Annotated in this window: 12 protein-coding genes and 1 pseudogene; 5 read left to right on the plus strand and 8 right to left on the minus strand. The window is 66.9% G+C overall.

Annotated features, from left to right (window positions below; genetic code table 11):
• Window positions 1-137 precede the first annotated feature (137 nt).
• Entirely contained in the window at window positions 138-1,679 is a 1,542-nt protein-coding gene (locus ACQR1L_RS07945) for a PLP-dependent aminotransferase family protein (RefSeq protein WP_434857403.1), read from the plus strand.
• A gap of 4 nt (window positions 1,680-1,683) precedes the next feature.
• Here ACQR1L_RS07945 and ACQR1L_RS07950 read toward each other — a convergent pair whose 3' ends face one another.
• Window positions 1,684-2,478, minus strand: a complete 795-nt coding sequence (locus ACQR1L_RS07950; RefSeq protein ID WP_434857404.1) for a sulfite exporter TauE/SafE family protein — start codon at window positions 2,476-2,478, stop codon at window positions 1,684-1,686.
• A 193-nt stretch (window positions 2,479-2,671) separates the two neighbouring features.
• On the opposite strand from ACQR1L_RS07950, the gene ACQR1L_RS07955 reads away from it, so the two are divergent.
• The gene (locus ACQR1L_RS07955; protein WP_434857405.1) at window positions 2,672-3,085 is read left to right on the plus strand and encodes a nuclear transport factor 2 family protein; all 414 of its coding nucleotides are present in this window, start codon (window positions 2,672-2,674) and stop codon (window positions 3,083-3,085) included.
• The gene (locus ACQR1L_RS07960; protein WP_434857406.1) at window positions 3,082-4,470 is read left to right on the plus strand and encodes an NAD(P)/FAD-dependent oxidoreductase; all 1,389 of its coding nucleotides are present in this window, start codon (window positions 3,082-3,084) and stop codon (window positions 4,468-4,470) included. Before ACQR1L_RS07955 ends, ACQR1L_RS07960 begins: the two co-directional genes overlap by 4 nt.
• Before the next feature lie 326 nt (window positions 4,471-4,796).
• Here the strand turns inward: ACQR1L_RS07960 and ACQR1L_RS07965 are convergent.
• From ACQR1L_RS07965 to ACQR1L_RS07995, 7 genes and pseudogenes are all read right to left on the minus strand, one after another.
• Window positions 4,797-5,737, minus strand: a pseudogene (locus ACQR1L_RS07965) (ABC transporter substrate-binding protein).
• A complete protein-coding gene (locus ACQR1L_RS07970) occupies window positions 5,734-6,837 on the minus strand; it encodes an LLM class flavin-dependent oxidoreductase (RefSeq protein WP_434857407.1) in 1,104 nt (367 codons plus the stop codon). Before ACQR1L_RS07970 ends, ACQR1L_RS07965 begins: the two are co-directional and overlap by 4 nt.
• Before the next feature lie 21 nt (window positions 6,838-6,858).
• Window positions 6,859-8,043 carry an acyl-CoA dehydrogenase family protein gene (locus ACQR1L_RS07975; RefSeq protein WP_434857408.1) on the minus strand — a complete coding sequence of 395 codons (1,185 nt, stop codon included), beginning with the start codon at window positions 8,041-8,043 and terminating at the stop codon, window positions 6,859-6,861.
• Window positions 8,037-8,828 carry an ABC transporter ATP-binding protein gene (locus ACQR1L_RS07980; RefSeq protein WP_434857409.1) on the minus strand — a complete coding sequence of 264 codons (792 nt, stop codon included), beginning with the start codon at window positions 8,826-8,828 and terminating at the stop codon, window positions 8,037-8,039. Before ACQR1L_RS07980 ends, ACQR1L_RS07975 begins: the two co-directional genes overlap by 7 nt.
• The gene (locus tag ACQR1L_RS07985; RefSeq protein ID WP_434857410.1) at window positions 8,822-9,835 is read right to left on the minus strand and encodes an ABC transporter permease; all 1,014 of its coding nucleotides are present in this window, start codon (window positions 9,833-9,835) and stop codon (window positions 8,822-8,824) included. Before ACQR1L_RS07985 ends, ACQR1L_RS07980 begins: the two co-directional genes overlap by 7 nt.
• Complete coding sequence (locus ACQR1L_RS07990) at window positions 9,813-10,904, minus strand: ABC transporter substrate-binding protein (RefSeq protein WP_434857411.1); 1,092 nt, start codon at window positions 10,902-10,904, stop codon at window positions 9,813-9,815. Before ACQR1L_RS07990 ends, ACQR1L_RS07985 begins: the two co-directional genes overlap by 23 nt.
• A gap of 250 nt (window positions 10,905-11,154) precedes the next feature.
• Entirely contained in the window at window positions 11,155-12,249 is a 1,095-nt protein-coding gene (locus ACQR1L_RS07995; RefSeq protein WP_434857412.1) for an LLM class flavin-dependent oxidoreductase, read from the minus strand.
• A gap of 302 nt (window positions 12,250-12,551) precedes the next feature.
• Here ACQR1L_RS07995 and ACQR1L_RS08000 point away from each other — a divergent pair, with 302 nt between their 5' ends.
• Window positions 12,552-13,409, plus strand: a complete 858-nt coding sequence (locus ACQR1L_RS08000; RefSeq protein WP_434857413.1) for an ABC transporter permease subunit — start codon at window positions 12,552-12,554, stop codon at window positions 13,407-13,409.
• Window positions 13,406-14,125, plus strand: coding sequence for an ABC transporter ATP-binding protein (locus ACQR1L_RS08005; protein WP_434857414.1), 720 nt, complete (start codon window positions 13,406-13,408; stop codon window positions 14,123-14,125). Before ACQR1L_RS08000 ends, ACQR1L_RS08005 begins: the two co-directional genes overlap by 4 nt.
• Window positions 14,126-14,134 lie beyond the last annotated feature (9 nt).

Below are 14,134 nucleotides of genomic sequence, written 5' to 3' on the forward strand. Positions count from 1 at the left end.
TCGGACGAGTCCAGGCCAGCGCCAGATGCCATGCACAAATGGAGCCAGCCCATGCGAAACGGGGCCGCAGACTTTCCGCCATGGCGCGGTTTTTGCTTTAATTTCAGCAGCTCACAGGGTTGGGACCAAATACCTCGATGGCAAAATTCGCGCCCTTGCTGCGATCCGAAGCGGACCGGCCAACAGTTCCGATTCACGACCTCCTGTTCTGGGTCTCCTTGTTTGACGGCCTGGACCGCGGCGGCACTTTCCTGCAACTTCAGATCCGACAGATGATCGTAACAGCGATTGAGGATGGTCGTCTGCCGCTCGGCGTTCGCATGCCGTCCAGCCGCGATCTCGCCGCGCTGCTCAAGGTGTCCCGCAATACCATCGTCATCGCCTATGAGCAGCTCGTCGATCAGAACTTCCTGGTCTCGCGCGAGCGTAGCGGTTACTTCGTGGCCGGCCTGCCGAAGCATATCGGCGAAGCCCAGCAGCCCGCGACGGAAATCTACAGCCGGCGCTGGACCGAGCGGTTCGCGCTGCAGCCGTCGGCGCTACGCAACATCGTCAAACCGCTCGACTGGCAGACCTATCCCTATCCCTTCATCTTCGGTCAGTTCGACCCGAGCCTGTTTCCGACCAACGACTGGCGTGAAAGCGCGCGCGCGGCGCTCAGCGTGCCCGAGATCAACAACTGGGCGCGCGATATGATCGACGGCGACGATCCGGCGCTGATCGAACAATTGCAGCGGCAGGTGTTGCCGCGCCGCGGCATTCGCGCCCGCGCCGACGAGATCATGCTCACGATCGGAGCACAGCACGCCCTGTATTTGATTGCGAAGCTGTTTCTGCAGCCCGACACCCCGATCGGCATCGAAGACCCCGGCTATCCGGACGCGCGCAACATCTTCGGCATGATGACATCGCGGGTCGTGCCGCTTCGGCTCGACGATCAGGGCCTGGTGCCTGACGACGCGTTCGCGCGCTGCGCGCTGGCCTATGTCACCGCGAGCCACCAGTGCCCGACCACGACGGCGATGTCGCGGACACGGCGCGAGGAGATTCTCAAGGTCGCGCGCGAGCGCGATATCGTCCTGATCGAGGATGATTATGAGAGCGAGCTGATGCCGGAGGGCAGCAGCCTGCCGCCGCTGATGAGCCTGGATCGCGACCAGAGCGTGCTCTATGTCGGCAGCCTGTCGAAGGCCTTGGCGCCCGGACTGCGGCTCGGCTACGTCGTGGCGCCAGCGCCCGTCATCCGCGAGTTGCGCGCGCTGCGCCGGCTGATGCTGCGCCATCCGCCGCTGAACAACCAGCGCGTCGCGGCCTTGTTCATCGGCCTCGGACACTACCGCTCGCATCTGCAGCAGGTCGGCCGCGTGCTGCTGGAACGCGCCACCCTGCTCGATTCGCTGCTGCCGCAAGCGCTGCCGGGCTGCAGCTGGTCGCGCGGACCGGGCAGCACCAGCTACTGGATCACCTGCCCTGCGGGAACGGATGCGGTGCGGCTGTCGGAGGTGGCGCGCGCCGAAGGCGTGGTCATCGAGCCCGGCGACGTGTTCTCGATCAACCCCGAGGCGACACGCAACTGCTTCCGTCTCGGCTTCTCCTCGATCCGCACCGACCGGATCGCGCCGGGGATCGCGAAGCTCGGCCAGATCTTCGCTCAGTACATGTCGTCGCGAACTACCTGAGCGACTACAGCAGGTCGCTCAGCCCCTTGAGTGCACTGCCGAGTGCGACCACCGCGAGACTCGCCATCGAGACCCGGCGATGTAGCGCGTCGCTGCCGCGATGAAAGCCGAGATCGCCGAGCCAGGTGCCGACCAGCATGACCGGGATGCCGAGCGCGGTCAGCACCGCGATATGCAGGTCGAGCAGATCGAACCACGCCAGGCTGGCCGTTCCGACGATCGAGGAGACCAGGAAGAACACCATCATCGAGGCACGCGCGGCGATCCGGCCGAATGCGCCCGAATTGTAGTAGACGATCACCGGCGGTCCGGGCATGCCCGCAAGGCCATTGAACAAACCGGCGGTGAGACCGACCAGCGCCGTGATCCAGCGCGCCGGCGTTGCCGTCAAACGAAACCCCGTATTCAGCAGCACGACCGCGCCGACCGTGATCAGGGCAATCAGGAGGCGTGCCGCCGATGCCGAGACCACGCTGAGCACCAGCGCGCCGATCGGCGAGCCGATCACGCCTCCGAGGATCAGCCAACGCAGCGATGGCCAGTCGCAGACCCGCGAGGCGCGCGGCAGATCGCCGAGTCCTATCAGAAGCTGCAGGCAGACCGCGACCGGCACCGATTGCGTGGGCGGCATGAACAGGCCGAGCAGCGGCACGGCCGTCAGCGCAAAACCGAAGCCCGTGAAGCCGCGCACCAGCGCCGCTGCAAAGATCGACAGCGCCGCGGCGAGCACCAGTGGGGCGCTCGGCAGCGAGGTGGAGGCGATGTCATGGACCGCGACGGCAAGTTCCTGCAGGGCCATCGTCAAGGTGTGATGTAAGGACAAAAGGGCGGCGTCATGCGCCCAGTCAGCAGGATCGCCATGGTCGTGAAAGGGCCAGCCGCGCCCGACCACCGGGCCAGTTCTGGCTACAGAGCTCGCCCGCTCTGGTTCTAGGGCCCCCAGCCGCCGGCATGGCACATGCGAGCCAAGCTCCAGCCGCGGAGGACATGACATGGCCGATCTCGAAACCGTCCGCAGCGAACTGCTCGCCACGCTGTTCGCCGCCTTCAACCGACACGATGGCGCGGGCGTGATGGCCTGCATGACCGATGACATCATCTTCGACGCGGCCGCAGGCCCAGACAGCTGCGGCCGGCGCATCAGCGGCGCGGCCGATGTGCGCGCCGCGTTCGAGGCGACCTGGAGCGGCATGCCCGACGTCAGCTGGGAGTGCACGCGCCATGCGGTGTTCGGCGATCGGGGCCTGTCCGAATGGATCTTCCGCGCGACGGCGCCGGATGGCCGGCACATCGAGGTGCAGGGCTGCGACCTGTTCGGCTTCCGCGGCGACAAGATCTGCACCAAGAGCGCCTTCCGCAAGGACCGGCCGCCGCAGCCGGCCGCGGGCGGGAGTGCCGCGCGATGAACATGCATGCCCTGCCAACGGCCGCCTATGACCCGCACTACGACCCGCTGGTCGCCGACGGCCCCGGTCGCAATCGCGACTACGCTCCGACCTACTGGATCGCCACCGCCGGCACGCCGCCGGAGAGCGACGGTCCGATCACGACCGACACGACGGCCGACGTCGCCATCATCGGCTCGGGCTACACCGGTCTCGCCTGCGCGATCTTCCTGGCGCGCGAGCACGGCATCAAGGCGATCGTGCTCGAAGCCAATCGCGTGGCCTGGGGCTGCAGCACGCGCAATGGCGGCCAGGCCCAGAATGCCTCGGGCCGGCTGACCCGCTCGCAATGGATCAAGCGCTGGGGGCTCGACGTCGCCAAGCGCATGCATGCCGAGGTCACCGAGGGTTTCGAGACCTTCGAGGAGCTGGTGCGATCGAGCCCTGTCGATGTCGAGCCGCAACGCGGCGGTCATCTCTACATTGCTCACCGCCAGCGCAATCTCGACAAGATCGCGGCGGAATCGAAGGTTCTCAACGACGTGTTCGGCTATGCCTCGCGCGTCATCTCGCGCCAGGAACTGGCGAGCGACTTCGTCAACGAGGCCGAGGCCGTCGGCGCGGTGCACGAGCCGCTCGGAACCGGCGTACATCCGGCCAAGCTCGCCTTCGGCTATCTGCAGATGGCGCGCGCGCTCGGCGTGCGGGTTCATACTGCGAGCCCGGTGACGCGCATCGCGCAGCGCAACGGCAAATTCGTGCTGCATACGCCCGGCGGCGCCGTCAGCGTCAACGGCGTCGGCATCGCCACCGGCGCCTATACCTCGCTTGGGCTGACGCCGGAATTGTCCGGCCGCTGCATGCCGATCCTGTCGAACTCACTGGTCACGCGCCCGCTCACGGCGGCCGAACTTGCGGCGACCGGCTTCAAGACGCGGCAGGTCATCACGGACACCCGCACCTTGCGCTTCTACTACCGGCTGCTGCCGGACGACCGGGTTCAGATCGGCAGCCGAAGCGCCATCACCGGCGCCGACGCCACGCATGACCGCCACCTCCAGCTTCTGGTCGACGGCCTGCATCGCAAATTCCCCGCACTCACCGGCATCGAGATCGATTACTCCTGGTGGGGCTGGGTCGATGTCAGCCACGACATGATGCCGCGCATCGTGCGCCCCGATCCCCAGGCGAAGCTGGTCTATGCGCTCGGCTATGGCGGCAACGGCGTGTCCTATTCGGCCCAGGCCGGCCGTCGCATGGCGCAGATGATCGCCGGCCAATCCTTCAAGGGACAGGACCTGCCGATCTTCACCTCGCCGTTGCCGACGCACCCGTTCGCGCCATTCCGACGCATCGGACAGCGGATGCTCTACCGCTGGTATCATCTGCGCGACGAGGCAAATTGAGCCCCTGCCGCTCGGCCAGATCCGGCGGGCGCTGCAGCAACCGACACCTAACGATGCTGAGGGGGTCAGCCAGACTCCGCTCGGCCTTGCGCCCATCGCTCGACCGGCCGCCAGGCGACCGGGCCGCCCTGTGCGCGCCTGGTCGTTGCAGGGGAGAGTCTGACAAAGACGGCACACTCGAGACCAAGGCGAAGACGCTGCGCACGAGCCGCCTCACGGCTTTGCTGGTATGGCACCATCAGCCGTGAAGCTTGTGAAAGCTGACCGTAAGATCACCGCGAGCAAACCATGGTCGTCAGCCCACATGGCGCGTACGAGACGGCAGCTCAGAGCCCCGCACCCTTCGCGATCGCCGCGGTGAATGACCGGTCGAGGATCGCCGTCGCATCGAGCCGCTCCTTGATGAGGCCGGTGCGGGTGTAGAGGTCGATGGTCTTCTGCTCGTCGGCGACGACGGCGTCGTCGACCGGCACGATGCGCACCTTGGCGCGCTTCAGCCAATTGAGCGGCACGGCGGGCGGAATGTTCATCAGGCGGCCCCAGGTCTCGGCGTAGCTTCGACATTGCCGAGCGACCAGGCGCGCGCGGCCGTCAGGCGCTGGACGAAATCCTCCAATGCAGCGCGCTTGTCCTTGATCGCAGTGGGGGTGGCGACCTGGAAGCTGAGGCCCGGCGTCAGCCCCTCGCCGGTGATGACGCGGCGGGACTTGAACAGCACCTCCTCCTGGCTGACATAGGGCTCCCACGTCGACCATGCGTCGACCGAGCCCTGGGTGTAGGCGACCTTGGCATCGGAGGGCGGCAGGAACACGAGCTGGATGTCATTGGTGGTCCAGCCCCGGGATTCCAGCGCGGCAAGAACGAGCTGATGTCCGATCGAGCCACGGCCGGTGGCGATCTTCTTGCCCTTGAGATCGTCGAAGCTCTTGATGGCCGAGTTCTCGGGCACCAGCATCGCCAGCCCTTCCTGGGTCTGGCGTATCGCGGCGATCGCCTTCACGGGCACGCCGGAGGCCGCCGCGAAGGTGAAGGGCGCATCGCCAACGAGGCCGGTCTCGATCGCGCCGGCGCTGAGTGCCTCCAGCAGCGGCGCCGCGGCGACGAACTCCTTCCACTCGATCGTGTAGGGCACATCCTTGAGGACGCCCGCCGCCTCCATGACGGCGCGCGCATTGCCCTTCTGGTCACCGACGCGCAAGCTGGCCTGCGCAAGCGCGGATGCAGTGAATGCGAGCAGCAGGCCCGCGGCAATGAGTACGCGCTTCATTCCGCCGCCACTCCCTTGGCACGCTGGCGACCCGCGATCAGCGCGCGCGTCGCCGGGATCAGCGCGCGCCCGTAATCGATGGCATCGATCAGCGGATCGAAGCCGCGGATCAGGAAATGGCTGATGCCGAGATCGTAGTAATCACCGAACACCTCGGCGACCTGCTCCGGCGTGCCGACCAGCGCCGTGGTGTTGCTGTTGGCGCCGGTGAGCTTGGCGATCTCGGTCCACAGCCGCTTGTCGACGCGTTTGCCCTGCTCGGCGATCGCGAGCAGGCGCTTGGCGCCGTCGGTGGCGTGGCCATCAGCCGGCTTGCGGTAGCCGGTCTGGTCCTGCAGCGCGGTGGCGCGCTCCAGGATGTCCTGCGCCCTTGCCCAGGCCTTCTCCTCGGTGTCGGCGAGGATCGGCCGCACCGACAGCGAGAAGCGCGGCGCCGGACGGCCGTGCTTCGCCGCCGCCGCGCTGACGCGGGCGACCTGCTCGCGCACCTGCGCGTAGGACTCGCCCCACAGCGCATAGGTGTCGGCATGCTTGCCCGCGACGTCGATCGCCGCATCCGAGGCGCCGCCGAAATAGATCCGGATGCCCTCCTTGCGATACGGCTTGACCTGCGCGAACGCGTTCTCGACCTGGTAGTACTTGCCGGCGTAGCTGAACGGCTTCTCGCTGGTCCATTCGGCGCGGACGATGTCGAGGAACTCGCTGGTCCGGGCGTAGCGCTCGCTCTTGTCGTCGAGCGTGTTGCCGTCCTGGCGCAGCTCATTGGCGTTGCCGCCGGTGATGACGTGCAGCGCGACGCGCCCCTTGGAGAACTGGTCGAGTACTGCGAACTGGCGCGCCAGCAGCGTCGGCGAGGTGAAGCCCGGCCGCTGCGCGATCAGCACGTTGAGCCGCGAGGTGACGCCGAGCACGTGCTGGGCCACCTGCAAACTGTCCGGCGAGGTCGAGTGGAACGCCAGGAGCGCGCGGTCGAAGCCGGCATTCTCATGCGCCTTGGCCACCGTCTCGATGTGAACGGGATCGAGCACCGGCCCCTGGCGGACGATGATCTCGGACGAGTTGTTGTTGGAAATGAAGCCGATGAATTCGATTTCGGACATCTGTCCTGTCTCCTTGTGTTCCTAGAGTCCCAGCGCCAGACGGCCCGCGGCGATGCGCGTGGCGTCGTCCTGCGGGGTGTGGACGCGGCCGCACAGCACGTCGCGATAATGCCGCTCCAGCGGATTGGCGCGGCTGAGGCCGTGATTGCTCGACAGCGACAGCGCATCCTCGACCGCCGCCACCGCATTGTTAGTGACGGTGAGCTTGATGATGTTGCCCTCGACCGGGCTGACCACCCGGCCCTCGTCGAAGTCGCGCGCGACGCTCTCGATCAGGCGTGAATTGACCTGTAGCCGCGCCTCGATCGCGCCGAGCACCTCCTGCGCGCGGGCCAAGGTCGACAGCGGCGCGCCGAGGCTCGACGGCGTCCGCGTCCTGAGGAAGTCAACGATCCAGTTGCGCGCCGCGCGCGCGACGCCGTCATAGATGGCACCGACGAAGGCGGCATGAACCAGTGCCTGGGTCGGGTTCTGCACCCGCCAGTCCGCGGGCTTGCGCAACTCGATCTCGTGATCGAGCGGGATCACGACGTCCTCGAACACGACGTCGTGGCTGCCGCTGGCGCGCAGGCCGAGATGGTCCCACGTCTCCACGATGTTGATTCCGGGGAGCCCGGCCTGGACCAGGAACAGTCCGAGCCGCGGCTCGGCCTCGTCGGTCTTGGCCCACACCGAGTACCAGGACAGGATCGGCGCGCCGGTCGAATAGATCTTGTGGCCGCTCAGCCGCCAGCCGGTCTCGGTGCGCCGCGCGATCGTCTCAGGCAGGCCGCCGCGCGACGGCGAGCCGAGCGCGGGCTCGACGCGGAAGGTGTTGATCAGCGCGCCGCGCTCGACCGAGTCCCGCTGGAGCTTGCGGGCCAGCCGCGGCGGATATTCTTGGCTCCGCGCCATGACGAAGTGCTGGATGTAATGCATCGCCAGGACCAGCGCGGTCGACGGATCGGCCTCGGCAATGATGCCGAGCACGCGCGCCGTAAGGCCCGCGCCCGCACCATGGCCGCCGAGCGCCGTCGGCACGGTCAGCGACAGCAGACCCGCCTCGAACAGATCCGTGAAGTTCTGGAACGGGAAGCTGCGGTCGCGATCATGCGCCGGCGCGCGTTCGGCGAACACAGGAACCAGCCGCAGCGCGCGTGCGATCAGTTCGTCCTCGTTGTCAGCGCCGGTCTGGCGTGGCGCGAGGCTTTCGATGACGGCTACCATGTCGCTTCCAACCCGAGGAGGCCGAGGATCTGCCGGCGCAGATCGGCGAGATGCGGATCGCCGCGATGCCGCGGATACGGCCGGTCCACGACGATATCGGCCTTGATGCGCGCGGGACGATCGCTGAGCACGATGACGCGATTGGCCAACACCAGCGCTTCCTCGACATCGTGGGTGACGAGCAAGGTCGTAAAGCCCTTGCGCTGCCACAGCGCCACCAGCTCGGCCTGCATCGCGATGCGGGTCAGCGAATCGAGCTTGCCGAGCGGCTCGTCGAGCACCAGCACCTTGGGATCGTTGACCAGCGCCCGCGCCAGCGCGACGCGCTGCGCCATGCCGCCGGAGAGCTGATGCGGATAGGCGTTCTTGAAGTCGGTGAGGCCGACGAGATCGAGCGCAGCATCGACGCGATGACGTTGCTTCTTCAGGATGCCCTGCGCTTCGAGGCCGAGCGCGACATTGTCCCACACCGTGCGCCAGGGAAACAGCGTCGGATCCTGGAACACGACGACGCGAGACGGGTGCGGCCCCCTGATGCTGACCTCGTCCTCGCGCAAGCTGCCGCTGCGCGGCTTGTCGAGGCCGGCGATCAGGCGCAGCAGGGTCGACTTGCCGCAGCCGGACGGGCCGAGCAGCGCGACGAACTCGCCGGGCTCGACGATCAGGCTGACGTCATCGAGCACCTTCAGCTCGGCACCGTCGATATCGAAGGCATGGTCCACATGGGCGATGTCGATCGCAGCACCAGGAACTTGCGCCCGAACGGCCACGGCAGCGGCTACCATTTGACGACTCCCTTCTGCCAGACCAGCACGCGGTCACGGGTCTTGAACAGCAAGGTGATCGCGCCGGAGCACAGCAGCGACATCACCAGCAGCGCGGCATACATGTTGGAATAGGCGGCCCAGCCCTGCGCCCATTGCAGGTACCAGCCGAGTCCGGCCTTGACGCCGATCATCTCGGCGACGACGAGCACCGCGAACGAGGCGCCGAGGCCCATGAACAGGCCGACGAAGACATGCGGCAGGGCTGCGGGGATCGCGACCTTCAGCACCAGGAACCACGGCCTGGCACCCAGCGTGCGTGCCACATCGTAGTAGGCTGATGGCACGCTGGCGACGCCGGACCAGGTCAGCACCGTCACCGGGAAGCCGGTGGCGAGCGCGATCAGGAAGGTCGACGCGCTCCAGCTGGTCGGGAACGCGAAGAAGGCGATCGGCAGCCAGGCGGTCGCCGGCAGCGGCCCGATGAAGCGCAGCACCGGATGCACCCAATAGCCGATCCGCGTCGACCAGCCGATCGAGACGCCGGTGATGAAGCCGGTGGCCGCGCCGATCAGATAGCCGCCGAGCTGCAGCTTGATCGAGGCGACGACGCTGTCGAGCAGTTTCGGCAGATCGTCGGTGTAGACCTCGATGATCGCCTGCGGCGGCGGGAAGAACGGCAGCGGCAACCAGGCGTATTTGGCGGTGGCGAGCTCCCACAGCGTCAGGAACACGCCGAGCGCGAGCAGCCACGGGCTGCGCTTGCGCAACGCCGAGCCGGCGCGGCCGAGCTGCGCAGCCGCAACGCTCGCGACGAGCACGAGCCCGGCGATCACGAAGGCCGCGATCGCGAGATCCCTCGTGCGGGACCAGTCACCGACATCCTCTCGGACCAGACAGGAAGCGCCGAAGGCGGCCCAGGCGAGCGACGCGGCGATGCCAGGCGACACCGCTCGGAGCTTATCGGCAAGCACACTGCTCCGCGCGCTGTCGCCGCTAGCGACCTCAGACAGCGAAAATGTCGACATAGATGCGCTCGGCGAATTTGCTGGTGTCGGTGCTCGGCTTGAAGACGGAGACGACCTTGAGGTCGTCGGCATAGGCCTTCAGCTCCTGCTTGAGCGGCTGACCATGCGGATGATGATGATGGGTGTGGTAGCGCACCATGCCTTCGAGATCGGCCAGCGTCGCCTGCTTCGGCGCATAGGGCTGGAACGACTTCGCCGCCTCGACCGGGTTCTGCGCCGTGAACATCGCGGCATCGAGCAGCGCCTGCGTGATGGCGCGGCCGACCTGCGGCTCCTCGCGCACCAGGCTGCCGCGCAGCCCGAGGATGCAGCAGACGCGGTTCTGATACTCGCCGTCGAGATTGGAGGCGACCTCGCGATAGGCGGGATCCTTGAGCCAGAGATAAGCGAGCGGATCGGAGGCGAGGAACGCCTGTGTCTCGCCCTTGTCGGCGGCGACGTTGACGACGGCGCCGGGATAGACGCGCCAATCGACGTCCTTGACCGGATCGATGCCGAGCCGCGCGAGCTGGATCGAGAAGAAGTTCTTGTCGGGTCCGCCGAGATCGCCGACCGCGACCGCCTTGCCCTTGAGGTCGGCGAGCGTCTTGATCCCGGAATCCGTGCGCGCCAGCACTCGCATGCAGCCGCCATGGGTGCCCGCGGCGATCTTGACATCGAAGCCCTGCTCCAGCGGCTTCAGCCAGCGCAGCGCCATGCCGAGCCCGGCATCGCTCTTGCCGGTTGCGATCGCCTCGAGCAGCTGATCGGTCGAGCCGGAGTAGTTGATCAGCTCGACGTCGAGATTGTACTTCTTGAAGAAGCCCTGGTCGATCGCCACCGGCACCGGCGTCAGGCAGACCGCACCGGCATTCCAGGACAGCTTCAGCTTGCGCGGCGCACCGGTGAGAGCCGGCGCTTCGGCTGCGGTCCGGCAGATCGGAAACTGCGACAGATCGATCTCCGGGGCGGCCCGCAGCGATAGAGCCTGCGCGGCCAAGCCGCCGAATGGCGCCACCAAAGCGGCACCGGCCCCCGCCTGAAGCAGCCGACGCCGGGTGACTGCGCCCATGTTGACCGTGTTGTCCATCGCCCTCTCCTGCCGACAAAGCTCCGCCGTTGCGCGGGCGTGCAGCGCCCGCACTCCCTTAGCGGAATGCATCGATGTGTCGTTAAACCTGCGCTGTCGTCAGCGCCCCAATGATGAACGGATGATGCGTTCGCGACTGCACATCGTCAATGAAATGGAATTTCGAATGTGGGGTGGCAGCGAGCGATAATGTCCCCACGAGACGAGCTTCGCAAAGCAATCAGTTCTTCTGCGCACCTTGCGGGCGACATCATCCCACGCGACGACCGGACTCGGGATTCCCCAGACCGAGATTACGCTGCCGCTGCCGGACACGCGGAATCACCTCCTCGGCGAACCGCTTCATCTCCGCCTCGAACGGCTGGAACTGCAGCATGAACAGCTCGATTCCGGCAGCGTGGAAGTCGATGATGCGATCGGCCACCTCCTCGTAGTTGCCGACCAGCCCGGCCGCGGTGCCGCCATTGCTGCCGACACGCGCGCTCTTCTGCATGGTCTGCATCATCACGACCTTGGGATCGGTGTTTGCCTTCTGGATGGCCTTCATCGGCGCATCCTTCTCGGCGAGACGCAGCAACCGCTGATGAGCGGCCTCCGCTTCGCCGGCGGTCGGCCGCGCGATCACGAACGCCGAAAGGCCGAAACGGAGCGGCGGCACCGCGCCCCTCGGCCGCGCCGCGACATCGCGGATCAAGCTGCCAACGTCATCGAGCGGCTGTCCGTTGATGAACCAGACATCGCCGTGATCGGCGACCAGCGCGCGCGCCGGCTCCGATTCACCGCCGACATAGATCCGTGGCCTCGCGCGATAGAGGTCCTTCGGCCGCAGCGCGTAGTCCTGCACATCGAAATAGCGGCCCTTATGCGTCAGCCGCTCGCCCTGCAGCAGCCGCGACACGACGTGGATCCATTCGCGGCCATAGGCGTAGCGCTCATCGTGCTCGGCGAAGCCGATGCCGGCGCGCTCCAATTCGGGCCTGTTCCAAGCGTTGACGAGGTTGATGGCAAACCTCCCACGGCTGATGTTCTCGATGCCGAGCGCCATCTTGGCGAGGACGACGGGATGATAAAGATAGGGCTTGATCGCGGTGATGATCTCGATCCGGCTGGTCAGCGCCGCGAGCGCAGCGGCTGCGCTCCAGGCCTCCAGCTGATCGAGATCCTCCTGATGCGGATTGATGGTGTGCTGCGCGACCAGCGTCGAATCGAATCCCAGCGCCTCGGCCTGCAGCACGAGATCGCGATTGCGCTCCCAGGAGGCATCATAGGGTTCTTCCGGATCCTGATGCGCGGCCCGCGGGCCATGCACCAGGGCCCAAATCCCGAAACGGAGCGGATGTGTCATGGTCGAGCCTCACGATCTCAGCGTCACGCTTCGCCGTCTCGACGATGCGTTGTCATAGCCGCACGTACTAACAAATCCCGAAAAGAAGTTCTTGCCGCTTTTGACCCGCGCGGGAAATCGAAAACCTCCGAACGCAACGACAATTGGAAAACGGCTCTATTCCGATCAGCCATGTTTCGTGGGACAGTTTGTCGGCGCGCAACGGGGCTGCGTCACGCAGCCACCTGCGCGCATCCGATTTACTTTGCTCCGCCGCGCGATCGCGATCGGCGGAGCCATGACATCGCGAGGACGACGCAGTCTTGAGCAATCTCGAACAAGCTGCCGGGACGATCGAGCTGCCGCAGACCACCAGTGGCGCGCGCCCCGGCACCCATCAAAACCGCGCGCTGAGCCCACTGGCGCTCCAGGCCCTGTCGTGGCTCGCGCCGGTCCTGCTGATCCTGATCTGGGAAGCAGCCGCGCAGGGCGGCTATCTGTCGCCGCAAGTCCTGCCGGCGCCCAGCAAGGTCGTCCGCACCGCCTTCAAGCTGACCACACAGGGCACCCTGCTGAACGATCTCGGCGTCAGCCTGCTGCGCGCCGCCGCCGGCTTTGCGATCGGCGGCGCCGTCGGTTTCGCGCTCGGCATTCTCGTCGGCTTTTCGCGGATCGCGGAGGCGCTGATCGACCGCAGCATCCAGATGATCCGCGCGATTCCGTTCCTCGCCGTGCTGCCGCTGGTGATCGTCTGGCTCGGGGTCGGCGAGGCCGAGAAGGTCTTCCTGGTCGCGCTCGGCGTGACCTTCCCGATCTACATCAACACCACGCTCGGCATCCGCCAGGTCGATCCGAAGCTGCTCGAGCTCGGCCGCGTCCAGGCATTGTCGACCCTGCAGCTGATCCGACGCATCATCCTGCCCGGCGCGCTGCCCTCGATCCTCACCGGTGTCCGCTATGCGCTGGCGACGGCCTGGCTCGCGCTCGTCGTGGCCGAGACCATCGGCGCGCAATCCGGCCTCGGCTTCCTCGCGATGGACGCGCGCGAATTCCTGCGCACCGACGTGATCGTGCTCACCATCGTGATCTACGCCCTGATCGGCGTCGGCGCCGATTTGATCGCGCGCTGGCTGGAGCGGCGTCTGCTCGCCTGGCACCCGAACTATGGAGCTGCGCGATGACGGTCCAGTTCGCGCCGCCGCTGCAGGGCGCCACCGCGCCTGCGGTTATCGTCAACGGCCTGCGCCGCGCCTATGGCGATCGCACCGTGATCGAGGGTCTCGATCTGCGCATCGAGCGCGGCGAGTTCGTCGCGCTGCTCGGCGAAAGCGGCTGCGGCAAGACGACCTTGCTGCGCGCCCTCGCTGGGCTCGACCCGATCCAGGCCGGCCGGATCATCGCGCCAAAGCGTCCTGCCGTGGTGTTTCAGGAGCACCGCCTGCTGCCGTGGGACAGCCTCTGGCGCAACGTGGCGCTCGGCCTCGACGTGCCAGATGCGCGCCAGCGCGCGGCCGCCGCGCTTGCCGAGGTGGGCCTCGGCGACCGTCTCGACGACTGGCCGCGCAACCTCTCCGGTGGCCAGGCACAGCGCGTCGCGCTCGCCCGCGCGCTGGTGCAGCAGCCGGAGCTGCTGCTGCTCGATGAACCATTCGCCGCGCTCGATGCGCTGACGCGCATCCGCATGCATGCGCTGGTGCGCGAGCTCGTCGCCACTCATCGTCCCGGCGTGCTGCTGGTCACCCACGACGTCGACGAAGCGATCGCGCTCGCCGACCGCATCCTGGTGATGCGCGACGGCCGGATCGCCTTCGAGCATCGTACCGCCGCCGGTGGCGAGGTCGCGCGCAGCGACCTGCTGGCCGAACTCGGCGTGCTCAACCCCTCCCTTCACACCTGATTTCCTCAA

It is taken from the genome of Bradyrhizobium sp. HKCCYLR20261, from assembly GCF_051168435.1.
Classification (GTDB): Bacteria; Pseudomonadota; Alphaproteobacteria; order Rhizobiales; family Xanthobacteraceae; genus Bradyrhizobium.